The 22,867-nt window shown below is 67.6% G+C and carries 26 protein-coding genes; 10 read left to right on the forward strand and 16 right to left on the reverse strand.

What is annotated here, in order from left to right; translation table 11 throughout:
- Positions 1-356: 356 nt before the first annotated feature.
- Genes D1610_RS04585 through D1610_RS04600 form a run of 4 tightly spaced genes read right to left on the reverse strand, consistent with a single transcriptional unit; the run spans position 357 to position 2,835 of the window.
- A complete protein-coding gene (locus D1610_RS04585) occupies positions 357-1,418 on the reverse strand; it encodes an efflux RND transporter periplasmic adaptor subunit (RefSeq protein WP_118863000.1) in 1,062 nt (353 codons plus the stop codon).
- 46 nt (positions 1,419-1,464) lie between these two features.
- The gene (locus D1610_RS04590; RefSeq protein ID WP_118863001.1) at positions 1,465-2,208 is read right to left on the reverse strand and encodes a TlyA family RNA methyltransferase; all 744 of its coding nucleotides are present in this window, start codon (positions 2,206-2,208) and stop codon (positions 1,465-1,467) included.
- Positions 2,201-2,605 (reverse strand): PIN domain-containing protein, encoded by a 405-nt coding sequence (locus tag D1610_RS04595; RefSeq protein WP_118863002.1) that lies wholly within the window; start codon positions 2,603-2,605, stop codon positions 2,201-2,203. Before D1610_RS04595 ends, D1610_RS04590 begins: the two co-directional genes overlap by 8 nt.
- Positions 2,602-2,835, reverse strand: coding sequence for an AbrB/MazE/SpoVT family DNA-binding domain-containing protein (locus tag D1610_RS04600; protein ID WP_118863003.1), 234 nt, complete (start codon positions 2,833-2,835; stop codon positions 2,602-2,604). Before D1610_RS04600 ends, D1610_RS04595 begins: the two co-directional genes overlap by 4 nt.
- 216 nt (positions 2,836-3,051) lie before the next feature.
- On the opposite strand from D1610_RS04600, the gene D1610_RS04605 reads away from it, so the two are divergent.
- From D1610_RS04605 to D1610_RS04615, 3 genes are read left to right on the forward strand one after another with little or no spacing between them, the layout of a single operon-like run.
- On the forward strand, positions 3,052-3,720 hold the full coding sequence (locus D1610_RS04605; RefSeq protein ID WP_118863004.1) for an RBBP9/YdeN family alpha/beta hydrolase: 669 nt from the start codon (positions 3,052-3,054) through the stop codon (positions 3,718-3,720).
- A gap of 37 nt (positions 3,721-3,757) precedes the next feature.
- Complete coding sequence (locus tag D1610_RS04610; RefSeq protein ID WP_118863005.1) at positions 3,758-3,985, forward strand: antitoxin MazE-like protein; 228 nt, start codon at positions 3,758-3,760, stop codon at positions 3,983-3,985.
- Positions 3,982-4,308, forward strand: a complete 327-nt coding sequence (locus D1610_RS04615) for a type II toxin-antitoxin system PemK/MazF family toxin (protein ID WP_118863006.1) — start codon at positions 3,982-3,984, stop codon at positions 4,306-4,308. The genes D1610_RS04610 and D1610_RS04615 overlap by 4 nt, the downstream gene beginning before the upstream one ends.
- Before the next feature lie 6 nt (positions 4,309-4,314).
- Here the strand turns inward: D1610_RS04615 and dxs are convergent, their stop codons facing one another.
- The 3 genes from dxs to D1610_RS04630 all read right to left on the reverse strand — a co-directional run bounded on the left by dxs (position 4,315) and on the right by D1610_RS04630 (position 7,523).
- Entirely contained in the window at positions 4,315-6,237 is a 1,923-nt protein-coding gene (gene dxs / locus D1610_RS04620) for a 1-deoxy-D-xylulose-5-phosphate synthase (protein WP_118863007.1), read from the reverse strand.
- A 393-nt stretch (positions 6,238-6,630) separates the two neighbouring features.
- Positions 6,631-7,113, reverse strand: coding sequence for a Fur family transcriptional regulator (locus D1610_RS04625; protein ID WP_118863008.1), 483 nt, complete (start codon positions 7,111-7,113; stop codon positions 6,631-6,633).
- A 41-nt stretch (positions 7,114-7,154) separates the two neighbouring features.
- The gene (locus D1610_RS04630) at positions 7,155-7,523 is read right to left on the reverse strand and encodes a MerC domain-containing protein (protein WP_118863009.1); all 369 of its coding nucleotides are present in this window, start codon (positions 7,521-7,523) and stop codon (positions 7,155-7,157) included.
- Between the two features lie 113 nt (positions 7,524-7,636).
- Here D1610_RS04630 and D1610_RS04635 point away from each other — a divergent pair, with 113 nt between their 5' ends.
- The 4 genes from D1610_RS04635 (at position 7,637) to rpsI (ending at position 10,156) form a co-directional block, all read left to right on the forward strand.
- The gene (locus D1610_RS04635) at positions 7,637-8,656 is read left to right on the forward strand and encodes a COX15/CtaA family protein (protein WP_118863010.1); all 1,020 of its coding nucleotides are present in this window, start codon (positions 7,637-7,639) and stop codon (positions 8,654-8,656) included.
- Complete coding sequence (cutA, locus tag D1610_RS04640; RefSeq protein ID WP_118863688.1) at positions 8,653-8,994, forward strand: divalent-cation tolerance protein CutA; 342 nt, start codon at positions 8,653-8,655, stop codon at positions 8,992-8,994. The genes D1610_RS04635 and cutA overlap by 4 nt, the downstream gene beginning before the upstream one ends.
- A 119-nt stretch (positions 8,995-9,113) precedes the next feature.
- Positions 9,114-9,593, forward strand: a complete 480-nt coding sequence (gene rplM / locus D1610_RS04645) for a 50S ribosomal protein L13 (RefSeq protein ID WP_118863011.1) — start codon at positions 9,114-9,116, stop codon at positions 9,591-9,593.
- Positions 9,593-10,156 (forward strand): 30S ribosomal protein S9, encoded by a 564-nt coding sequence (gene rpsI / locus D1610_RS04650; protein ID WP_118863012.1) that lies wholly within the window; start codon positions 9,593-9,595, stop codon positions 10,154-10,156. Before rplM ends, rpsI begins: the two co-directional genes overlap by 1 nt.
- A 299-nt stretch (positions 10,157-10,455) precedes the next feature.
- Here the strand turns inward: rpsI and D1610_RS04655 are convergent, their stop codons facing one another.
- Positions 10,456-11,241 (reverse strand): metallophosphoesterase family protein, encoded by a 786-nt coding sequence (locus D1610_RS04655; protein WP_118863689.1) that lies wholly within the window; start codon positions 11,239-11,241, stop codon positions 10,456-10,458.
- Between the two features lie 106 nt (positions 11,242-11,347).
- Here D1610_RS04655 and D1610_RS04660 point away from each other — a divergent pair, with 106 nt between their 5' ends.
- A complete protein-coding gene (locus tag D1610_RS04660; RefSeq protein ID WP_118863013.1) occupies positions 11,348-11,680 on the forward strand; it encodes a tetratricopeptide repeat protein in 333 nt (110 codons plus the stop codon).
- Between the two features lie 97 nt (positions 11,681-11,777).
- On the opposite strand, the gene D1610_RS04665 is transcribed toward D1610_RS04660, so the two are convergent.
- From D1610_RS04665 to hppD, 3 genes are all read right to left on the reverse strand, one after another.
- The gene (locus D1610_RS04665; protein ID WP_118863014.1) at positions 11,778-12,779 is read right to left on the reverse strand and encodes a fumarylacetoacetate hydrolase family protein; all 1,002 of its coding nucleotides are present in this window, start codon (positions 12,777-12,779) and stop codon (positions 11,778-11,780) included.
- 21 nt (positions 12,780-12,800) lie between these two features.
- Positions 12,801-14,084: a homogentisate 1,2-dioxygenase gene (gene hmgA / locus D1610_RS04670; RefSeq protein ID WP_118863015.1), complete on the reverse strand. Its 1,284-nt coding sequence runs from the start codon at positions 14,082-14,084 to the stop codon at positions 12,801-12,803.
- A gap of 132 nt (positions 14,085-14,216) precedes the next feature.
- Entirely contained in the window at positions 14,217-15,299 is a 1,083-nt protein-coding gene (gene hppD, locus D1610_RS04675; RefSeq protein ID WP_118863016.1) for a 4-hydroxyphenylpyruvate dioxygenase, read from the reverse strand.
- Positions 15,300-15,376: 77 nt separating this feature from the next.
- Here hppD and D1610_RS04680 point away from each other — a divergent pair, with 77 nt between their 5' ends.
- Positions 15,377-15,841: a MarR family winged helix-turn-helix transcriptional regulator gene (locus D1610_RS04680; protein ID WP_182466700.1), complete on the forward strand. Its 465-nt coding sequence runs from the start codon at positions 15,377-15,379 to the stop codon at positions 15,839-15,841.
- 57 nt (positions 15,842-15,898) lie between these two features.
- Positions 15,899-18,001, forward strand: coding sequence for a malate synthase G (locus D1610_RS04685; RefSeq protein ID WP_118863017.1), 2,103 nt, complete (start codon positions 15,899-15,901; stop codon positions 17,999-18,001).
- 137 nt (positions 18,002-18,138) lie between these two features.
- Here D1610_RS04685 and D1610_RS04690 read toward each other — a convergent pair whose 3' ends face one another.
- The 5 genes from D1610_RS04690 to D1610_RS04710 all read right to left on the reverse strand — a co-directional run bounded on the left by D1610_RS04690 (position 18,139) and on the right by D1610_RS04710 (position 22,850).
- A complete protein-coding gene (locus D1610_RS04690; RefSeq protein WP_118863691.1) occupies positions 18,139-19,809 on the reverse strand; it encodes a chloride channel protein in 1,671 nt (556 codons plus the stop codon).
- Between the two features lie 186 nt (positions 19,810-19,995).
- Complete coding sequence (locus tag D1610_RS04695; RefSeq protein ID WP_222926938.1) at positions 19,996-20,781, reverse strand: 3-keto-disaccharide hydrolase; 786 nt, start codon at positions 20,779-20,781, stop codon at positions 19,996-19,998.
- Between the two features lie 10 nt (positions 20,782-20,791).
- Entirely contained in the window at positions 20,792-21,634 is an 843-nt protein-coding gene (fghA, locus tag D1610_RS04700; protein WP_118863018.1) for an S-formylglutathione hydrolase, read from the reverse strand.
- Positions 21,631-22,470: a formyltetrahydrofolate deformylase gene (purU, locus tag D1610_RS04705; RefSeq protein WP_118863019.1), complete on the reverse strand. Its 840-nt coding sequence runs from the start codon at positions 22,468-22,470 to the stop codon at positions 21,631-21,633. The genes fghA and purU overlap by 4 nt, the downstream gene beginning before the upstream one ends.
- Positions 22,470-22,850: a VOC family protein gene (locus D1610_RS04710; protein WP_118863020.1), complete on the reverse strand. Its 381-nt coding sequence runs from the start codon at positions 22,848-22,850 to the stop codon at positions 22,470-22,472. Before D1610_RS04710 ends, purU begins: the two co-directional genes overlap by 1 nt.
- Positions 22,851-22,867 lie beyond the last annotated feature (17 nt).

Here is a 22,867-nt window from a genome sequence, read left to right on the forward strand (position 1 = left end):
TTAGAACAGGGTCGTGACGGAGCGGATTTTGGCGCCAGGCTAGGAGCAAGGAGGGAGCGATGCCGAAGCATCGTGACCGACGCGCGGCCGGGCCCCCGCAAAGTAATACTTTGCGGGGAGCCCCGACGCCGCATGGCGCCAAAAGCCGCCCGCCGCCGGAGGCGGTCGCCCATGGAAGGCCACCGGATGTGCAGGTGGAACGATGCCCCGCATCGTTCCAGCCGTGTCCGGGGGACACGGCGGCCTGCACATCCGTCGCTTGCTTGCGCGTAGCGTCAGCTACGCGACTGCGCTGCGCTTCTTGTCGGTGGCCTTCCATGGGCGATCACGATCCCTGTTCTAACCGAGTTTGGAGCCTAGTTCCCTGCCTGCACTTGCGGCCGCGCCGGCTGCGCGTTCTGCGCGCCCGCCAGGCGCACCCGCTGGCCGTCGGTCAGCTTGACCACGCCTTCGGTGACCACGCGCGTGCCGGGGCGCAGGCCGTCGGTCACCTCCACCATGCCGTTCTGGCGCAGCCCGGTTGCGACCTTGGTCCGCCGGGCGACGCCCTTGTCGAGCGTAAAGACGAAACTGTCCTGGCCTTCACCGACGATGGCGAGCTCCGGCACCGCCGGCGAGGTGCGCGCGGCGGATTCGATGCCGACGGTCAGCAGCATGCCGGGCTTCAGCTTGCGATCAATGTTGGGCAGGATCGCGCGCACGGTGACCGCGCGGGTTTCGGGATTGAGCACGGGATCGATCGTGTCGATCGACCCCCGGAAGGGCTGTTCGGGATAGGCGGCCGAGCGCGCCTCGATCGGCTGTCCGGGCGCGATCGCCGAGAGCAGGGTCTCGGGCACGGTGAAATCGAGCTTGATCCGCGAGATGTCGCTGATCGTCGCGATCTCCGTCCCCGCGCTCACCACCGCGCCCGCCGAGATGTTGCGAAGCGACGCATAGCCGCTGAAGGGCGCGCGAATGACCCGATCGCTGATCGAGGCGCGCGCTTCCGACGCCTGCGCACGCGCCTGGCCGGCGAGCGCGGTCTGCTGATCGACCGCGCTCGCGGTGGCGAAACCGCGGGCGCGCAACGCCTCCAGCCGATCGAGCTGCTTGTTCGCCTCGCGCGCCACGGCGCTCGCCTGGGCGAGCTGGGCGGTCTCCTGCCCCGTCGCCAGCGTGGCGATGGTCTGCCCGCGCGAGACATATTCACCGTCGCTGAAGTTCAAGCGGACGATGCGCTCGGTCACCGGCGCGGTGAGCGTCACCTGTTCGTTGGCGCGCGCCGTTCCGACCGCCTCGATCCGCTCGACGAAGCGGGTCGGCTGGACCGCGGCGGCGGTCACCAGCGGCGGCTCGCGACCGGCCTTGGTCTGGGCGTCCGAGTTGCCGCAAGCGGCAGTGGCGAGGGCGAGAGCGCCCAGAGCTAGGGTTCGCATGGATAAGGTTGCCGCTACGGCGCGTGCGCCTTCTTGGCAAGCGGGGCTAGAATGCGGCGATCCGCGTCGCCGCGAGCAGGAATTCAACATTACCCTCCGGTCCGGTAATCGGGCTGGGAACGACGCCCCCAACACGCCAGCCCCGAGACTGTATCCATTCAACCACTTGCTGAATGACGCGTTCATGAACGGCGGCGTCACGCACCACCCCGCCTTTGCCGACCTCATCGCGCCCCGCCTCGAACTGCGGTTTTATCAGCGCGATCAGCTGGCCGCCGGGTTTGACGAAATCGAGCGGCTTTTCAAGTACTTTCGCAAGCCCGATGAAGCTGGCGTCGCAGACGACCAGGTCGATCGGTTCCGGGATGTGCGCGGCGGTCAAGATGCGCGCGCTGGTTTTTTCATGGACGACGACGCGAGAATCCTGCCGCAGCTTCCAGGCGAGCTGGTTGGTGCCGCTGTCGACCGCATAGACGCGGGCCGCGCCTTTGGTCAGCAATACGTCGGTGAAGCCGCCGGTCGACGAGCCGACGTCGATCGCCACCGCGTCCGCGACGTCCCAGCCGAAATGGTCGAGCGCATGGGCGAGCTTGATCCCGCCGCGCGACACCCAGGGGTGATCGCGCCCGCGCACATCGAGCGGCGCATCCGGCGAAAGCTGCTGCCCCGCCTTGTCGATCCGCCGGTCGCCCGAGAACACCAGCCCCGCCAGGATCAGCGCCTGCGCGCGCGCACGGCTTTCGACGAGCCCGCGATCGACGAGGAGTTGGTCGGCGCGGTGTTTAGGCATGGAAGGGATTCACGATGCGCAAACGGCCGTCGATGACGAGGCCGTGCTGCATGTCTTCCGAATAGAGGATGTCGCAATCCGCCATGAAAGCCGCGGCGACGATCATGCCATCATAAACGGACAGCCGCTTCTCGTCGGCGATCATCAGACCCAACCGATGCAGGTCGGTGTCGAGCGGCAAAATGGGATGGCACAGTCCGGTGACAATGGAGAGCGCTTCGCCGATCCGGTCAAACCCCATACCGAGCTTGCGGCGCGCCACCGATGCAAACTCGTTGAGGCATTGTACGCTTATAGCGCCACCTTCCTCGAGAATGGCTTGAGCGCGCAGTGAACGCGGATCGGCGAAGGCATAGCCATAAAGCAGCACATTGCTGTCGAAGAAGGCCCGCCTCAACGCGCGTTCGCTTCATCGCGATCGAACTTGTAGTCCTTGGGGAAGGGTACGGCGAGCTTGCGCATGCGCTGGATCAGCGCCTTGCGGCGCTGCTGTTCGGTAATGATCGCCACAGCGCCCGAATCCAGCGCTTGCAAGTCGACATCGTCCCCTTCCTTCAATCCCAGTTCCCGCACGACATCGGCGGGAATGCGGACGGCCAAACTATTGCCCCAGCGTGCGACGATCATGTTTTGTCCTCCATGGATATACATTCGCAAATGTATATCCTGCGCAAGTGGGAAGCAACGGTCTTCCGCTTGGCGCTCGACTGCCTCAAATCGTCGCGAGCCTATTGCCTACTAACTTAGTAGGAATTATGTAGGCGACAGGCGGGGATCGGTCGCGCGGGTCAGCTCCCCATTGCCGCGCGGCCGGTCTTCGGCTCCCATCCAACGGAGATCGACATGGCTCGCACCGACCATCCCGACGGCATCGAACCGGTGATCCTGACCGTGCCCGGCCTCAACGGCTCCGGTCCTTCGCACTGGCAGACATTATGGGAACAGTCGCGCCCGGACACGAGCCGGGTCGAGCTCGGCATGTGGGCGACGCCGCATCGCAACGCCTGGGTGACCAAGCTCGACCAGGCGATCCGCCAGGCGCGCTGGCCGGTGGTGCTGGCGGCGCACAGCCTGGGCTGCCTCGCGGTCGCCTGGTGGGCCGAGCTTTCGGGGCAGCCCTATGGCTGGCCGGTGGCGGGCGCGCTGCTGGTCGCGCCGGCCGATGTCGATCGCGAAACCGCCCCGGATTCGCTGAAGGCGTTCGCGCCCTCGCCGACGACCATCCTCCCCTTCCCCTCGATCCTGGTGGCGAGCAGCGACGATCCGTGGATCGAGATCGGCCACGCCCGCAACCTCGCCAGCGCCTGGGGCAGCCATTTCGTCGACGCCGGCCCGCAGGGACATCTGAACGCCGCGAGCGGCATCGGCTGGTGGGAGGAAGGCCAGAAGCTGCTCGACCGCGTGATCCTGGCCTCGACCGCCGCCAAGGGCCGCCCCCGCCCGGTGAGCGAGGCGCGCACCATCCTGGCGATCAGCGGGACCGACGCGGCGACGGAGCATTATCTGGGATAGCTTGCGGCCAGACCGGTAGCGCGCTACCTTTCCGCCGATGAATGATCTGAGTCCCAAGCGCACCGACAAGTTTCGTGCATATCGCGCGCGCAAGCGGGCCCAGGGGTTACGCGAAATTCGGCTGTGGGTTCCCGATTTCCGAAATCCGGAGGTACGGGCGCGCATCGAGCGCGAAGCGGAGGCGATCAGAAACTCAGCCGGCGAGAAGGAAGCCCTCCGCTGGATCGAGGCGGTCGCTGCGGATAGTTGGAAGGATATTGATTGAAGCGCGGCGATTTGGTCACCGTCGCGATGCATGGAACCTATGGCAAGCCGCGCCCGGCCGTCATCGTGCAATCAAATTTCCTGGATCACCTGGAAAGTGTCCTTGTCTGCCCGTTGACCAGCGATATCCAACCGCCCGCCGTCTATCGCATCGATCTTTTGCCGGACCAGAACAACGGCCTCCGCAAGCCGTCTCAGATTATGGTCGATAAGCTCTCGGCAGTGCCGCGCGACAAGGTCGATGAACATATAGGCGCACTCGATCCAGCGATCTTCGAAAAGCTGAACGGAGCACTTGCGGCGATCACGGGTCTGCTCGACTGATCCCGCCTAAGCCCGCGCCTCCACCACGCCGCCAGAATTGTGGCGGAGCGCCTTCAACACCGTATCGACGATGTGCTGGGCGTTCAGTCCGGCCTCGTCATATTGCAGCTCGGGCTTGTCCTGGTCCTGGAAGGTGTCGGGCAGGCGCATGGTGCGCAGCTTGAGGCCCGCGTCGATCAGGCCCTCGTCGCTGGCGTAGGTCAGGACATGCGCGCCGAGGCCGCCGATCGCGCCCTCCTCGATCGTCACGCACACCTCGTGCGTCGCGAGCAGCCTGCGGATCAGCGCCTCGTCCAGCGGCTTGGCGAAGCGGAGATCGGCGACGGTGGTGGAGAGGCCCCGGGCGTCGAGCGCGTCGGCGGCCTTGAGCGCTTCGCCGAGCCGGGTGCCGAGCGAGAGGATCGCGACCTTGTGGCCTTCGCGGACGACGCGGCCCTTGCCGATCTCCAGCACCTGCGGAACCTCCGGCAGCGGCACGCCGACGCCGTTGCCGCGCGGATAGCGCACCGCGATCGGGCCGGCGTCATGTTCGGCGCAGGTCTTGACCATGTGCACCAGTTCCGCCTCGTCGGCGGCCGCCATCACGACGAAGTTGGGCAGGGTCGCGAGATAGGTGACGTCGAACGATCCGGCATGGGTGGCGCCGTCGGCGCCGACCAGCCCGGCGCGGTCGATGGCGAAGCGCACCGGCAGGTTCTGGATCGCGACGTCGTGCACCACCTGATCATAGGCGCGCTGGAGGAAGGTCGAGTAGATCGCGCAGAAGGGCCGCATCCCCTGCGCGGCGAGGCCCGCGGCGAAGGTGACGGCGTGCTGCTCGGCGATGCCGACATCGAAGGCGCGATCCGGATGCGCCTTCGCGAACTTGTCGACGCCGGTGCCCGAGGGCATCGCCGCGGTGATCGCGCAGATGCGATCGTCGGTCTCGGCGAGCTTCGCCAGCGTCTCGCCGAAGACGTTCTGATAGGCGGGCGGCCCCGGCGGCGCCTTGGCCTGCGCGCCGGTGATCACGTCGAACTTCTGCACGCCGTGATATTTGTCGGCCGACGCCTCGGCGGGGGCATAGCCCTTGCCCTTCTTGGTCACGACATGGACCAGGATCGGTCCCTGCTCGCTGTCGCGGACATTCTCCAGCACCGGGATCAGGTGATCGAGATTGTGGCCGTCGATCGGGCCGACATAGTAGAAGCCGAGCTCCTCGAACAGCGTGCCGCCGGTCACCCAGCCGCGGGTGAACTCCTCGGCCTTCTCCGCGGCGTTGTGGACGCGGCGCGACAGCCGCCGGGTGATCTTCTTGGCGAAGCTCCTGAGCCCCAGATATTCCGAGCTGGACACCATCCGCGCGAGATAGGCCGACAGCCCGCCGACCGGCGGCGCGATCGACATGTCGTTGTCGTTGAGGATGACGATCAGCCGGTTGCCCGCGGCTTCCGCGTTGTTCATCGCCTCATAGGCCATGCCGGCGGACATCGCGCCGTCGCCGATCACCGCGATCGCCTTGCCGGGCGTGCCAGCCAGCTTGTTGGCGACGGCGAAGCCCAAAGCGGCGGAGATCGAGGTCGAGCTGTGCGCCGCGCCGAAGGGATCGTACTCGCTCTCGCTGCGCTTGGTGAAGCCCGACAGGCCGCCGCCCATGCGCAGCGTTCGGATGCGGTCGCGGCGGCCGGTCAGGATCTTGTGCGGATAGCATTGGTGGCCGACGTCCCACACCAGCCGGTCGCGCGGGGTGTCAAAGACGTAATGGATCGCCGTGGTCAGCTCGACCACGCCGAGCCCGGAGCCGAGATGCCCGCCGGTGACGCCGACCGCGGCGATCACCTCCGCGCGCAATTCGTCGGCGAGCTGGCGGAGCTGTTCGGGCTTCAGGCGGCGCAGGTCGACGGGGGTGGCGACCGTGTCGAGCAGCGGCGTCGATGGACTATCTGACATTGCCGATATTTAGCCCAGCCGAGAACCGGTGTCGATTGGCACCGGCGGCCGCCCGCCTCCCGGCCGGGAATGGCGCAAGTTGACGATTTTGAGAGGGCCGCGCCGGCGGCGGCGGGCAGCGCCGACACGCGGCTCGCAAGTTGACACATTCGAGGGTTTTGCCCCTCAAGCGCATGTTCTTCCCCGCCACGGAGCGGCGCGAGTTGACCCATTTGAGAAATTTGAGGCTCAAACCGATGCGCCCGCCATTCCGCCGCCGCCCCAAGGACAGGCGCATTGCCAGGAAGGTTCTGGAACGAATCACCCGAGTTTTCCGCATGCCTACATGATAACCTATATGGTTAGGTGTAGGAAAGCGAAAAAAGCCTTGGAGTTCGTCCTTTCAGATCGCGATCAGCCGGCCGCCTGATCGTCCTCGCAATCGGCGCATTTGCCGCGCACCTCGATCACCGGGCGGACGGGCGCGAAGCCGGTCGCCTTGGCGGCCGAGCGAACCGTCTTGGTGATGCTATCATCGTCGAGATGCGTCGTCTGCCCGCACGAATCGCACACCAGGAAGATGCAGTCGTGCAGGCAATCGGGATGCGCGTTGGCGATGTAGGCGTTCGAGCTTTCGACCCGCCGCGCGAGGTTGGCGCCGACGAACAGATCGAGGATGCGATAGACGGTGTTGGGCGCGATCCGCCGCCCCGCCGCCTTGGATACGCCATCGGCGATGTCATAGGCGCTCGCCGGCTTGTCGAACTTCGCCAGCACGTCGAAGATCTGCGCGCGCAGATCGGTCCATTGCTCGCCCGCCTGCTCGAGCGTCGCCTGCGCGGCGCGCGACAGATCGGCGCCGTGATGCTCGTGATGGGTATGTGCGGAGGCGGCCATGGAGGAAATCTAGGCGCGCGGAACGCGCGCGGCAAGCGGCGTCAGATGACCGCGCGGCGGTTGAGATCGTGCCCCAGCGCGAGCAGGCCGACGCCGATCAAGGTGGCCAGGATCTCGCCCTCGCCGTGCGGCAGCGTCAGCGCGCCGGCCATCACGCCGAGCCCGAGCGAACCGATCGCCGGCGGCATCATATAGCCGTGGGTGAAGATGCCCCGCCCCATCGCGACGATGCCGAAGACGAGCGCCAGCGCCAGCCCGCCCTCATGGATCAGCGGGCTCGACAATATGCCCCCCAATGCCGAGGCGACGCCGAGCAGCACCGCCGTCGCCAGGCAATGCGCCAGGCAAATGCCCGAAAGGCCGATCGCCCACCGGTCAAGGCTGCGGAAGAGGGATTCGCTGTGCGCCATGGCTGGCACGGATATGCCACCAATGATGTGAGGTTACAATATCACATGAACAAATTTTCGCGCTGAGCGGGCGGTCTTGTCGCGGCGTGCCCGCGGCGGCATAGCGCGGCGTCATGGAAACGCCTGCCGTTCGCCCCATCGCCATCGCCAACTGGCTGCTCGCGGTCGCGGTGCTGGTGTTCGCGATGGTGGTGGTCGGCGGGATCACGCGGCTGACCGAATCGGGGCTGTCGATCACCGAGTGGAAGCCGGTGACCGGCGCCATCCCGCCGCTCAGCCACGCCGAGTGGCAGGCGGCGTTCGACGCCTACAAGCAGATCCCGGAATATCGGCAGCTCAACCGCGGCATGACGCTGGGCGAGTTCCAGTTCATCTTCTTCTGGGAATATATCCACCGGCTGCTCGGCCGGCTGATCGGCCTCGCCTTCGCGCTGCCGCTCGCCTGGTTCGCATGGAAGCGGGCGATTCCCGCCGGCTATGGCTGGCGGCTGGCGGCGCTGCTCGCGCTGGGCGGGCTGCAGGGCGCGGTCGGCTGGTGGATGGTCGCATCGGGCCTGAGCGAGCGGACCGACGTCAGCCATTTCCGCCTGGCGGCGCACCTCCTGACCGCGCTGTTCATCCTGGCGGGGCTGGTGTGGACCGCGCTCGACCTGCGCGCGCTGGCGCACGATCCGGCGGCGCGACCCGCCCGCCTGACGCGGCTGTCGGCGGTCGCCGGGCTGATCCTGTTCGTGCAGCTGCTGTTCGGCGCCTGGACCGCGGGGCTCAACGCCGGCCTCGTCACCGACGAGTGGCCGCTGATGAACGGCCGCTTCTTCCCCTCCGAGGTGATCGCCGCGCGGCCGCTGCTCGACGCGATCGCCAACGATCCCTTCCTGATCCACTGGATCCACCGCTGGTGGGCCTGGGTGGCGGTCGCCGCGCTGGTCGTGCTGGCGCGCGCGGCGAAACGCGCCGGAGACCGCCGGGCCTCGATCGCCCTGCACAGCGCGTTCGGCATCCAGATCATCCTGGGCATCGCGACGGTGTGGACGGGCGTCGCCATCACCCTCGCGGTGCTGCACCAGGCGGTCGGCGCGCTGGTCGTCGCCGGCGCCGCATGGGCCGCGCACGCCGCCGGACGCGCGCGATGACCGATCTGGCCCTGGTCTATGCGGTGTTCGCCGACGCGGCCGAGGCCGAACGCATCGCCGCGCTGACGGTCGAGGAACGGCTCGCCGCCTGCGCCAACATCCTCGGGCCGATCCGATCGATCTATCGCTGGCGGGGCGAGATCGAGCGCGCCGACGAGATCGCCGTGCTGTTCAAGACCGACGCCGCCCATGTCGCCGCGCTGCGCGATCGGATCGCCGGGCTGCACAGCTACGACCTGCCCGCCATCGTCGATTGGCCCGCATCGGCGAGCGCCGCCTATGCGGGATGGGTCGCGGACGGCCTTCTCGACATGCCGGATCACGACCGGGTATCATAATACCCGTCAAGAAGCCCGCGCGCTGCTTGACTTTTCGCCCGCTCACCGCGAATAGGCCGCTCGTCAACGCCGCCTGTTCATCCGGGCGGCGTCATTCGTTTCGAAAAGGTCCATAGCCCATGAAGGCGCTGTTGAAGACCACCAAGGCGGCCAAGCCGCACGAGGTGGAGAAGAAGTGGCATATCGTCGACGCCGACGGCCTGGTGGTCGGCCGCGCGGCGACGATCATCGCCAACGTCCTGCGCGGCAAGCACAAGCCGAGCTTCACCCCGCATGTCGATTGCGGTGACAATGTCATCATCATCAACGCGGACAAGGTGCGCTTCACCGGCAAGAAGCTGGCCGACAAGGTCTATTACAAGCACACCGGCTATGCCGGCGGCATCAAGGGGATCACCGCGGGCAAGGTGCTCGAGGGCCGCTTCCCCGAGCGCGTGCTGGAAAAGGCGATCGAGCGGATGATCCCGCGCGGGCCGCTGGGCCGCCAGCAGATGCGCAACCTGCGCATCTACAAGGGCAGCGAGCATCCGCACGAAGCCCAGAACCCCGAGGTCCTCGACATCGGCAGCATGAATCGCAAGAACAAGGTGGGCAACTGATGTCCGACAATCGCCAGTCCCTCGCCGATCTCGGCAACCTGACCAAGCAGGCGGCCGAAGCCCCGGCGCAGACCGCCCAGCCCGAAAGCGCGGCCCCGGCATCCGCCGATGCCGCCACCGAGGCCGTCGTCGCGCCCCAGCCCACCACCCCGCTGCGCGAGCAGCAGATCGACAAGCAGGGCCGCGCCTACGCCACCGGCCGCCGCAAGGACGCGGTCGCCCGCGTCTGGCTGAAGCCGGGATCGGGCAAGATCACGGTCAACGGCCGCGATCAGGAAACCTATTTCGCGCGCCCGACGCTGCGCCTGGTCATCAACCAGGTGTTCGACATCACCGATCGCCGCGAGCAGTATGACGTGGTCTGCACGGTCAAGGGCGGCGGGCTTTCGGGCCAGGCCGGCGCGGTGAAGCACGGCATCAGCCAGGCGCTGACCCGCTACGAGCCGGCGCTGCGCGGCCCCGTGAAGGCGGCGGGCTTCCTGACCCGCGACAGCCGCGCGGTCGAGCGCAAGAAGTACGGCCGCGCCAAGGCGCGCCGCAGCTTCCAGTTCTCGAAGCGCTGAGCGAATTCATTCGATTGCGAAGGGCGGTCCGACATGTCGGGGCCGCCCTTTTTGTTGCCTGCCACGATGCTGTCGCCCCTGCGAAGGCAGGGGCCTATCCAACCTCTCCAAGTCGCTCATCCCTGGATGGCGAGTGCTGATGGACCCCTGCCTTCGCAGGGGTGACAAAGCTTGGGCTGAAAAGACGGACACGAGTTTCATCGCGCCCAACAACGCAGGTCGGACCATCTGGAGAGATGGATGCCGGAACAGGTCCGGCATGACGGTAATGATGTGCGGTAGTGGGCAAAAAAGAGCGCCTAGCCCGCCGTCTCGATCTCCACCCCCTCCTCGACCGGCAGCTCGATCTCGGGCAGCGGCGACATCGTCCTGAGGATCGTCTCGATCTCGCCCTGGGCGATGCGCAGCTCGTTGAAGGCGGGCGGGCTGGCGCGGGTGCGTTCGGAGAGGGTGCCGGCGCCGATCAGGCGGATCGGCGCGCCGTCGACCTCATGCTCGACGTCGAAGGGATCGTGGACATGGCCGGTCAGCACCGCGTCCGCGCCCGCCCTGGCCAGCGCCGCCAATGCTTCGGCGCCGCCCGTCGTGTCGCCGCTCGAATGCGTGCCCTGGTCGATCAGCGGATGGTGGCAGGCGACCAGGATCGCGGTCTCCTTGTCGATGCCGTCGATGATGGCCAGCGTCTTCGCCAGCTGCTTGCCGCTGACATGGCCCTTGGACCAGTTGAGCCGCCACTGGAACCGCGCCGTGGTGCGAAGCGGCACGATCGCCACGCCCTTGATGTCGAGCGGCCGCTCGACCAGCCGTTCGACCTTGCGGTAGCGGCGATAGGGCTGCGCGATGCGGGCGAAGGGGTTGAAATAAGGGAGGTCGTGGTTGCCGACCTCGACCGTCACCGGCACGCCGAGCGAGGCGAGCCACTCGCCCGCCTCCTCGAATTCGTGTGAGCGCGCCCGCATCGTCAGGTCGCCGGTCATGACGACGGCGTCGGGCCGCTCCTTGGCGACGCAGGCCTCGAACCAGGCGAGCGCGCCCGCATCCTCCGCGCCGAAATGGATGTCGCTGACATGGAATAGCCGGATCATGCCCGCGCCAACGCACGAATGCGCCGAATGGATCACGCAAATCCTCGACTTTGTGACGCAAATATGACATGAGAGTGTAACAAAACTGTCATGAACGGAGGATGCGATGCGGATCGGATTTGCGGTGGCGGCGCTGGCGATGGTTTCGGCCCCCGCGTTCGCGCAGGAATATGGCTATCAGCAGATCGCCGACGGCAAGCTGCTGCTCGCCGAGAGCGAGCTTGACGCCGCGCGCGTCGCCGAGCCCGGCGAGCCTTCGGTGATGATCAACCTCGCCGCGATCTACGCGCGCACCGGCCGTACCGACCAGGCCAAGGCGATGTACCGGGAGGTGCTGGCGACCGACAACGTGCTGCTCGAGCTCGGCGATCACCGTCCGGCCTGGTCGCACGACCTCGCCCGTCTGGGTCTGCGCAAGAGCGAGATGGCGGCGCGGTAAGCCCGTCGCCCCCGCGAAGGCGGGGGCCGCAGGCGGCATGCGCGATGTCCGCTGTGCCACGAACACGGCGGCCCCTGCCTTCGCAGGGGCGACGGCGCTATTCCACCACTTGCTCGATCACGCCGAAGATCGGGTGGTGGCGGTCGTCCTCCGCCCAGATGCGCACGGTGTCGCCGGCCTTGAGGAACGGCGTCACCGGCTTGCCGCCGGTGATCGTCTCGACCGTGCGGAGTTCCGCCAGGCACGAATAGCCGACCCCGCCTTCGGCGATCGGCTTGCCCGGCCCACCGCTCTCGTCGCGGTTGCTGACCGTTCCCGATCCGATGATCGTCCCCGCCCCCAGCGCGCGCGTCTTCGCCGCGTGCGATAGCAACACACCGAAATCGAAGGTCATATCCTCCCCAGCCTCGGCCCGGCCGAACGGCTCGCCGTTCAAATCGACCATCAGCTTCCTGTGCAGCTTGCCGCCCTGCCACCAGTCGCCGAGCGAATCGGGGGTGACGAACACCGGCGAGAAGGCGCTGGCCGGCTTGGACTGGAAGAAGCCGAAGCACTTGGCGAGTTCGCCGGGGATGAGGTTGCGCAAGGAAACATCGTTGGTGAGGCCGACCAGGCGAACCGCGTCCAGCGCCTCCTCGCGGCTGGCGCCAAGCGGCACGTCGCCGGTGACGACAACCACCTCGGCCTCCAGATCGCAGCCCCAGCTTTCGTCGGCGAGCGGGATCGGGTCGCGCGGGCCGAGAAAGCCGTCCGATCCGCCCTGGTACATCAGCGGATCGTGCCAGAAGCTGTCGGGCATCTCCGCCCCGCGCGCCTGCCGCACCAGCGCGACATGATTCACATAGGCGGAGCCGTCGGCCCATTGATAGGCGCGCGGCAAGGGCGCCGCCGCGTCGTGCTCGTGGAACCTCTCGCGAGGGATCACGCCGTGATCGAGATCGGTCGCAAGGTTGCGGAGGTCGACTTCCAGCCGATCCCAATCGTCCAGCGCCCCCTGCAGCGTCGGCGCGATGTGCCCCGCATCGGCATACCAGGCGAGATCGTTCGAAACGACGACGAGCTTGCCGTCGCGGCCATGCTTGAGGCTCGCCAGTTTCATGGGCTCTCCCTGGTCAGTGGATCAGCGTGATGGCAGCTGGGCCTTGGGAAAGCCACCCCATACCGCGTCGTAATCGGGCTGGGCGTGATCGAGCGCGAACCGCGTCGGCCGGTAGGCCCAGCAGCTCTCGACCATGAAGGCCATCGTCCCTTCGATCTTGTGCGGCTTGAGCGCGGCCTCGCTCGCGCCCTTCCAGCTGGCGACATCGGGGCCGTGGCCGGCCATCATGTTGTGGAGCGACAGCGCGCCGGGGGCGAAACCATCGGCCTTGGCGTCATAGGCGCCGTGGATCAGCCCCATCGCCTCCGACATGACGTTGCGATGGAACCAGGGCGGGCGGAACGTGTCCTCCGCCACCATCCAGCGCGGCGGGAAGATGACGAAATCGGCATTGGCGCGGCCCGGCACGTCGCTGGGACTGGTGAGGACGGTGAAGATCGACGGATCGGGATGGTCGAAGCTGACCGTCCCGATCACGTTGAAGCGCGTCAGGTCATAGCGCCACGGCGCGAGGTTGCCGTGCCAGGCGACGACGTCGAGCGGCGAATGGTCGAGCGTGGTCGTCCAGAGCGAGCCGAGATATTTCTGGACCAGCTCGTAATCGCCCTCGACATCCTCGAACCAGGCGACCGGCGTTTCGAAGTCGCGCGGGTTGGCGAGGCCGTTCGAGCCGATCGGGCCGAGATCGGGCAGGCGGAACAAACTGCCATGGTTTTCCGCGACATAGCCGCGGGCGCCGCCATCGGGCAGCAACGCGCGGAAACGCACGCCGCGCGGGATCAGCGCGACCTGGCCGGGGGCGATATCGATGCGGCCCAGCTCGGTCAGCAGCGTCATCCGGCCCTGTTGGGGGATGAACAGCAATTCGCCGTCGGCGTCGACGAAGCAGCGGCGCTCCATATCGCTGTCGGCGCGGTAGATGTGGACTGCGACGCCCTCCAGCGATGCGGGGTCTCGATTGGCGAGCATCGTCACCATGCCGTCGATCAGGTCGGTCGGTTCCTCCGGCATTGCGAGAGGATCCCAGCGCAAGCGGTTGGGCGGCAGGGGATCGTCGACCGTGCCGGGGGCGAACAGCTTGGCGCCCTCGTAGCGCGCGTAAGGCGGATGCTCGGCGGAGGGGCGCAGGCGGTAGAGCCAACTCCGGCGGTTCTCATGCCGCAGCGCGGTGAAGGCGGTGCCGGAGAGCTGTTCGGCATAGAGGCCGAAGGCGGGCTTCTGCGGCGAATTGCGGCCGACGGGAAGCGCGCCGGCGATCGCCTCCGTGGCGATATGATTGCCGAAGCCGGGGATGAAGTCGGTCACTTGCGCCTGAACTCCACGTGGTCCTCCACCGTCATGCCGGACTCGTTCCGGCATCCATCATGCCTCAAACGGATGCCGTGCCTGTGGAGAGATGGACCCCGGAACAAGTCCGGGGTGACGATCTCCTGTGGGTCAGGCTTCCGCCTTCGCCGGCACCACGCCGCGCCTGATCTGATCCAATTCGATCGATTCGAACAGCGCCTTGAAGTTGCCCTCGCCGAAGCCTTCATTGCCCTTCCTCTGGATGATCTCGAAGAAGATCGGGCCGACCATGTTCTCGGTGAAGATCTGCAGCAGCAGGCCGCCGCCGGTCTCGGGGGCACCGTCGATCAGGACCTTGCGCTTGCGCATCTCGGCGACGTCGTGGCCGTGGCCGGGCAGGCGCTTGTCGATCAGGTCGAAATAGGTATCGGGCGTGTCCTGGAAACGGATGCCGTTGGCGCGCAGCGCATCGACCGTCTTGAAGATGTCATCGGTCGCGAGCGCGAGGTGCTGGATGCCCTCGCCCTTATAGTCCTTGATGAACTCCTCGATCTGCGAATGCTCGTCCTGGCTTTCATTGAGGGGGATGCGGATCTTGTCGTCGGGCGCGGTCATCGCCTTGGAGAAGAGGCCGGTCGCCTGCCCTTCGATGTCGAAATAGCGGATCTGGCGGAAGTTGAAGATGCGTTCGTAATAGTCCGCCCAATAGTCCATCCGCCCGCGTTTCAGGTTGTGGGTCAGGTGGTCGAGCGTGTGGAGGCCGACGCTGTTGTCGTCCGCCGACGCGCCCGCGACGGGCTCGAAATCGACGTCGTAGATGGTCTCTCCGCCGTGGCGGTCGACGAGGTAGAGATTGGCGCCGCCGATCCCCTCGATCGCCGGGATGTCGAGCTCGCCGGGGCCGCGTTCGCCGCGCACCGGCACCGCGCCGCGCTCTGCCGCGAGTTCGAGCGCCTTGCGCGCGTCCGCGACGCGGAACGCCATCGCGTTGGCCGAAGGGCCGTGCGCCTCGCGGAAGCCGGCGACCTGGCCGCCGCTGTCCATGTTCAGGAGGAAGTTGATGTCCCCCTGCGCGTAGCGGCGGACGTTCTTCGACTTGTGCGTGGCGACGTGGGTGAAGCCCATCTTCACGAACAGATCGGCCAGCGCTTCGGGATCGGGGCCGGTGAATTCGACGAATTCGAAGCCGTCCAGGCCCATCGGGTTTTCTCGAACTTCTCGATCTTCGCGCATGTGACATCTCGGCAATAGTTTCAGTTGTTACTATATACGGGACTTGCCTGACCCGAGTCAAAGGCTAGCATCGCGCGATGCCCACGCCTCGCCTCAAGCTGGACGCCTTCCTGCCTTATCGGCTGTCGATCACCTCCAACATGGTGAGCGAGCTGATCGCCGGCGCCTATGAGGCGCTGTTCGGCCTGCGCGTGCCCGAATGGCGGCTGGTGGCGGTGATCGCCGAGGCCGAGGCGATCAGCCAGCAGGCGATCGGCCGGCGCACGCGGATGGACAAGGTGACGGTCAGCCGCGCGGCGATCGCGCTCGCCGATCGCGGGCTGATCAAGCGCACGCCCAACCCCGGCGACGCCAGATCGCACCTCCTGTCGCTGACGAGCGCGGGCGAGCAGCTCTATGCCGAGGTGATGCCCAAGGCGCTGGAGTATGAGAAGCGCATCTTCGCCAGCTTCAAGCCCGCCGAGATCGAGCGGCTGAAGATCATGCTCGCCCGCATCGAAGAGGTGGTCGAGGGCCTTGAGGCCGAGGCGGAGCGCGGCTAAGCGAGGTCCCTGCCCTCCCCAGGCCCGCATCGACGATCGCCCATAGTGAGGGAACACATGCCAGATCATGTCAGCCGCGCCGGCCTTTCGGTCGCCCCGGTTCTTGCCGATTTCATCGAGACGAAGGCGCTCACCGGCACCGGCATCGCGCCGGACGGCTTCTGGACGGGCGCGGCGGAGATCTTCGCGCGGTTCGCGCCGGAGAACCGCGCGCTGCTGGCCAGGCGCGACGAGATCCAGGCGAGGCTAGACGCGTGGCATGCCGCCAATCCGGGTCCGATCACCGACCAGGCGGCGTATCAGGGCTATCTGCGCGAGATCGGCTATCTCGCGCCCGAGCCGGCGCCGTTCACCATCGGCACCGAGAATGTCGACCCAGAGATCGCGCGGATGGCGGGGCCGCAGCTCGTCGTCCCCTCCTTGAACGCCCGCTTCGCCCTCAATGCCGCCAACGCGCGCTGGGGCAGCCTGTACGACGCGCTGTACGGCACCGATGCGCTGCCCGGCGCAGCCAGGCCGGGCGGCTATGACGCGGAACGCGGCGCCGAGGTGATCGCGCGCGCAAAGGCGCTGCTCGACGAGATCGCGCCGCTTGCGCAAGGCAGCTGGGCCGACTGGACCGGCGGCGATCCCGAGCTGGCCGACGAATCGCTGCAGGCGGGGATGCGCGGGGCCAATCCGCTGCTGAGGCATCACGGGCTGCATATCGAGCTGGTGATCGACCGCGACCATCCGATCGGCCGCGACGATCCGGCGGGGATCGCCGACGCCGTCCTGGAAGCGGCGCTGACGACGATCATCGACATGGAGGATTCGGTCGCCGCGGTCGACGCCGAGGACAAGGTCGCCGCCTATGCCAACTGGCTGGGGCTGATGCGCGGCGACCTGGCCGACACCTTCGACAAGGGCGGGCGGCAGGTGACGCGGACGCTGAACGCCGATCGCGACTATGTCGCGCGCGACGGCAGCCATGCGACCTTGCCCGGCCGCAGCCTGCTGTTCGTGCGCAATGTCGGCCATCTGATGACTACCCCAGCGGTCCGCCTGGCGGACGGATCGGAGGCGCCCGAGGGCATGCTCGACGCGATCGTCACCAGCCTGATCGGGCTGCACGACCTGAAGCACCTCGGAAAGCTCAGGAACAGCCGCGCGGGATCGATCTATATCGTCAAGCCCAAGATGCACGGGCCCGAGGAAGCCGGTTTCACCAACCGCCTGTTCGACGCGGTGGAGGACCTGCTGGGGCTGGAACGCCATACCATCAAGGTCGGCGTGATGGACGAGGAGCGGCGCACCTCCGCCAACCTCGCCGCGTGCATCCATGCGGTGAAGGACCGCATCGTCTTCATCAACACCGGCTTCCTCGACCGCACCGGCGACGAGATCCACACATCGATGCGCGCGGGTGCGATGATCCCCAAGGGGGAGATCAAGGCGAGCGACTGGATCGCCGCCTATGAGGATCGCAACGTCCGCATCGGTCTGGCCTGCGGGCTTTCGGGCCGCGCGCAGATCGGCAAGGGGATGTGGGCCGCGCCCGACCGGATGGGCGACATGATCGAGCAGAAGATCGGCCATCCACGCAGCGGCGCCAACACCGCCTGGGTGCCCAGCCCCACCGCCGCGACGCTGCACGCGCTGCATTATCACCAGATCGACGTGTTCGCCCGCCAGCGCGCGATAAAGGGCGAAGCGGTCCCCGGTCTCGACCGGCTGCTGACCATTCCGGTCGCCGCGGGGCGCAACTGGACGCCTGACGAGGTGCGCCGCGAGCTCGACAACAATGCGCAAGGGATACTCGGCTATGTCGTGCGCTGGATCGATCAGGGCGTCGGCTGCTCCAAGGTGCCCGACATCAACGATATCGGGCTGATGGAGGACCGCGCGACGCTGCGCATCTCATCGCAGGCGATCGCCAACTGGCTGCTGCACGGCGTGTGCACCGCCGAGGAGGTGGACGCGGCGTTCGAGCGCATGGCGGCGAAGGTCGATGCGCAGAATGCGGGCGATCCGCTGTACCGGCCGATGGCGGGCAACGCGGCGACGAGCATGGCCTATCAGGCCGCGCGCGCGCTGGTGTTCGAAGGCGTGGACCAGCCCAACGGCTATACCGAACCGCTGCTGCATGCGTGGCGGGCCAAGGCGAAGGCGCGGGGGTGAGTTCGTCCGCTCATTATCTCAGCGTCCGTCGCCCCTGCGAAGGCAGGGGCCGCTGGGTTTGTGGCACATCCAGTACCGCGTATGCCGACTGAGGCCCCTGCCTTCGCAGGGGCGACGGCTATTCTTCGGAACAAGACCTAGAACCGCGAGCGGACCTTTTCGCTGTGCTGCTGTCCCGCCCGCACGCGGAGCATGTCGTGGCGGGCGACGAGGCCGACCAGCTTGCGCGTGGCGCGGTCGACGACCGGCATTCGGCCGTAATCGGCCGCGATCATGCGGTCCGCGACCTCGCCGATCAGGTCATCGGGGCACGCCACCGCGAGCGAGGCGTCGGACATGCTTTCGGCGAGCGTCGCATCGGCGAGCTCGGGCTCTCCGCGCCAGCGCAGCGCGTCGCTGCGCGAGACCATGCCGACGGGGCGGCCTTCGCCATCGACCACCGGGTATGAACGGTGCAGCGCCGCGCTTTCGAAGAAGGCCACCGCATCGCGGACCGGCATGTCCTGGGGCAGGGTCTCGACCGGCGCGACCATGATCTCCGAAACCGGGGTCAGCTCGATCGGGTTGACGCCGTATTCCTGGAGGACGTGACGCCCGCGCCGGGCGATCTTCTCGGTCAGGATCGATCGCTTGCTGATCAGGATCGTCACGGCATAGGCGGCTGCGGCCGCCGCCAATGTCGCGGGCAGCGCCTCGAACCGGCCGGTCAGCTCGACGGCGAACAGCGCGCCGGTGAGCGGCGCGCGCATCGCGCCGGCGAGGATTCCGGCCATGCCGAGCAGCGCCCAGAAGCCGGGGCTTCCGGGGAGGAACTGCCCCTCCAGACAGCCGAGCGCGCCGCCGAGGATCAGGAGCGGCGCGACCACGCCGCCCGAGGTGCCCGATCCCAGCGCGATCAGCCAGACCACCGCCTTGACCACGAGCAGCAGCAGCAACGCGCGCACGATCATGTCGCCGTCGAGCAGCGCCTGGATGGTGCCATAGCCCGCGCCGAGCACGCGCGGGTCCAGAACCCCGCCCAGCCCGACCGCGACCGCGCCCAGCGCCGGCCACCACATCCAGTGGACCCGCAGGCGGTGGAACAGATCCTCTATCCGGTAGAGCATCGCGGACAGCCCCGCCGCCTGCGCGCCCGCGAGCGCGCCGACGCCGATCGCCAGCGCGATCACCGCCGCCGTGACCGGCATCGCCGAGGCGAAGGGGAACAGCGCGCCCTGATCGATCAGCAGGGGCCGCCAGGCGATCGCGACCAGCGCGCCGACCACCACAGGCACGAAGCTGCGCGGCTTCCATTCGAACAGCAGCACCTCGACCGCGAGCAGCACCGCGGCGACGGGCGTGCCGAAGATCGCGGTCATCCCCGCCGCGGCGCCCGCGACCAGCAGCGTCTTGCGCTCCGCCGCGGTCAGGTGGAAGCATTGCGCGAACAGCGATCCGATCGCGCCGCCGGTCATGATGATCGGCCCTTCGGCGCCGAACGGGCCGCCGCTGCCGATCGAGATCGCCGAAGAGACGGGCTTGAGCACCGCGACCTTCGCCGACAGCCTGCTTTCGCCGTAGAGGATGGTCTCGATCGCCTCCGGGATGCCGTGGCCGCGGATCTTCTCCGAACCGTAGCGGGCGATCAGACCGACGATCAGGCTGCCGATCACCGGGATGGCGACGCCGGCGAGGCCGACGGTGGTATCGGCGATATCGGTTTCGGCGACCGACAGCCGGCCGAACCAGGCGAGGTTGGTCACCAGCGCGATCAGCTTGAGCAGCAGCCAAGCCGCGAAGGCGCCGCCGGTGCCGACCACGACCGCCATCGCCGCGAGCAGCAGCACGCGGCGATCGGTGGTGAAATCGCCGCGGCGGGCGCTGGGCTGGGCCGCATCGCTGCCGCCACGCAAGTGGATGCCTTGCACAGTTACTCCGAAAGAAGCGAGGGATGCGAGGCTAGTATGCCCGACGGCCGCAGATAACAATGCCGGCGGCGGCGCGCGGGCGCCCGGTCAATCGAGCCGTTGCAGCTCGATCTTGCGGAATTCGACCGGGTGGCCCTCGCTCTGCAGCGCGATATAGCCGCGGGTCAGCTTCAGCATGCCGCCCATCGCGGCGATGCGCGGCTTGGCATCGGCATCCGCCGGGTCGAGCTCGGCATGGTCGTAGCGGAGGACGGCCTCGCCATCGATGCGGTGGGTGATCTTCCCGTCCGGCAGCACCTCTATCTCCGCCCGGGTCCAGCGGCCGACGGGCATCAGCGGCGAGGACGACAGGATGCAGTGCCGCGGATCAAGCTTGCCGTCGATATGGACGGTGGTGCCCGGCGTGCAGAGATTCCCGCTCGGTTCGCGCGTCGGCCGCGGAACGGCGAGCAGCTGCATTTCGAGGCTGACGGGGAAGGCCTGGTCGCGGCGCATCGTCTCGGGCGGCTGGGCGTGGAACATCACGCCGCTGTTGGTGTGCTGCCAGACCTTCACGCCGGGCAGCGTGTCGCCGAACAGGCGGTATTCGAACCGCAGGCGATAGGCGCCGAGCGGCTCCTTCCAGAACAGGTGGCCGAACTCGCCCTCGAAGCGCGGATAGTTGGCGTGGGATATGCGGATCGCGCCGTCGTGCACGACGAACATGGCGAGCGGGTCCTCGCCGACCGCGCGGCCGGTGATCTTCGGGGTCCAGCCATCGAGCGTCCTGCCGTCGAATATCGGCTGCCACCGGGGCTCCGGCGCGGCGCCGAGCAGCGCCAGCAGGGGGAGGAAGGCCAGCGCCTTCGCGGCTCGCTTGCCGAACATGTCCATTATCGTCCCCCTATCGCCGCAGCCGCTCCGCATGCCATTCGATATGGCTGCGCATGAAGCTGCCGATGAAATAATAGCTGTGATCGTAGCCCGGCTGGATGCGGAGCGTGAGGTCGATGCCGGCCTCGCGGCAGGCGGCCTCGAGCAGCTCGGGCTTGAGCTGTTCCTTTAGGAAGACGTCGGCGTCACCCTGATCGACCAGCAGCTCCTTCACCCGCGCGCCTTCGCGGATGAGCGTGCAGGCGTCGTAGAGGCGCCACGCCTCGCGGTCCGCGCCGAGATAGCCGGAGAGCGCCTTTTCGCCCCAGGGGCAGTTGGTGGGCGACGCGATCGGCGCGAAGGCCGACACGCTTTTGAAGCGATCGGGATTGCGCAGCGCGATGGTGAGCGCGCCGTGGCCGCCCATCGAATGGCCGGTGATCGACTGGCGCTGCATGTCCGCGCAGGCGAATTCGCGCGCGATCAGGCCGGGCAGTTCCTCCTCGATGTACGATTTCATGCGGAAATGCTCGGCCCAGGGCGCTTCGGTCGCATCGACGTAGAAGCCCGCGCCCTGGCCGAAGTCGTAGGCATCGTCGTCGGGCACGCCTTCGCCGCGCGGGCTGGTGTCCGGGGCGACGAAGATGACGCCGTGATCGACGCAGGCGCGGCGATATTCGCCCTTGTCGGTGACGTTGGCGTGGGTGCAGGTGAGGCCCGAGAGATACCAGAGCACCGGCAGCTTCGCGCCGTCCTCGTGCGGGGGGACGAAGACCGAGAAGGTCATCGGCGTGCCGGTGACGGCGGAGGCGTGGCGGTACACGCCCTGCGTGCCGCCGAACGCCCTGGCCTCGCTCACCGTTTCCATGCTCATCGAAACACCACCGTCCTGTTGCCGTTCAAGAGAACGCGCCGCTCGCCGATCCAGGCGACCGCGCGGGCGAGCACCTGCGCCTCTATGTCGCGGCCGATGCGGATCATGTCCTCGACCGAGGCGCGGTGATCGACGCGCTCCACCGCCTGCTCGATGATCGGGCCCTCGTCGAGATCGCTGGTGACGAAATGCGCGGTCGCGCCGATCAGCTTCACCCCGCGTTCGTGCGCGCGGTGATAGGGCCGCGCGCCCTTGAAGCCCGGCAGGAAGCTGTGATGGATGTTGATGCAGCGCCCCGCCAGCCGCTCGACCAAAGCGGGCGACAACACCTGCATGTAGCGGGCGAGGACGAGATAGTCGGCGTCCGCCATCAGCGCATCGAGCGCGGCCTCCTGGCTTCCGCGGGTGTCCTCGTTCACGGGCAGGTGGTGGAAGGGCAGGCCGTGCCATTCGACCAGCGGGCGGAGCGTCTGGTGGTTGGAGACGACGCCCGCGACCTCGACCGGCAAGGCGCCGGTCTGGCGGCGGTGGAGCAAGTCGTTCAGGCAGTGCGAGCCCTTCGACACCGCGATCAGCACGCGCGGGCGGTCCTCGGCGCGGGTCAGCGACCAGTCGAAGCCGAAGCGATCGGCCACCGGGGCCAGCGCCGCGCGCGGATCGCCGCCGCCGGTGAAGGCGAGGCGCATGAAGAAGCGCCCCGTCTCCAGATCGGCATATTGCTGGCTGTCGAGGATGAACCCGCCGATCGCCGCGAGCGCGCCGGTGACGCCCGCGACGATGCCGACGCGGTCTTCACAGGTGAGCGTCAGGACGTGGGCGTCGCGGGTATCGGCCATCAGGCGACGCGGTGCATCGCGCAGATCTTGTTGCCGCACGGATCGCGCAGATAGGCGAGATAGAGGCTGCCGAAGGCGCCCTCGCGGATGCCGGGCGGGTCTTCGATAGCGGTGCCGCCGGCGGCCAGCCCCGCCTCGTGCCAGGCGTCGGCGGCTTCGGGGTTGTCGGCGGCGAAGCCGATCGTGCCGCCATTGGCATGGCACGCCGGCTCACCGTCGATCGGCTTGGACAGCATGAAGACGCCGCCATTGTGCATGTAGAAGACGCGGCCCTTGTCGTCCTCGCGGCCCGGCCGGCCGCCCAGCGCGGTGATCGTCGCATCGTAGAATGCCCTGGACGCCGCCATGTCGTTGGCGCCGAGCATCACATGGCTGAACATGTCAGTCTCTCCCCTGG

This window comes from Sphingomonas gilva (genome assembly GCF_003515075.1).
Taxonomy (GTDB): domain Bacteria; phylum Pseudomonadota; class Alphaproteobacteria; order Sphingomonadales; family Sphingomonadaceae; genus Sphingomonas; species Sphingomonas gilva.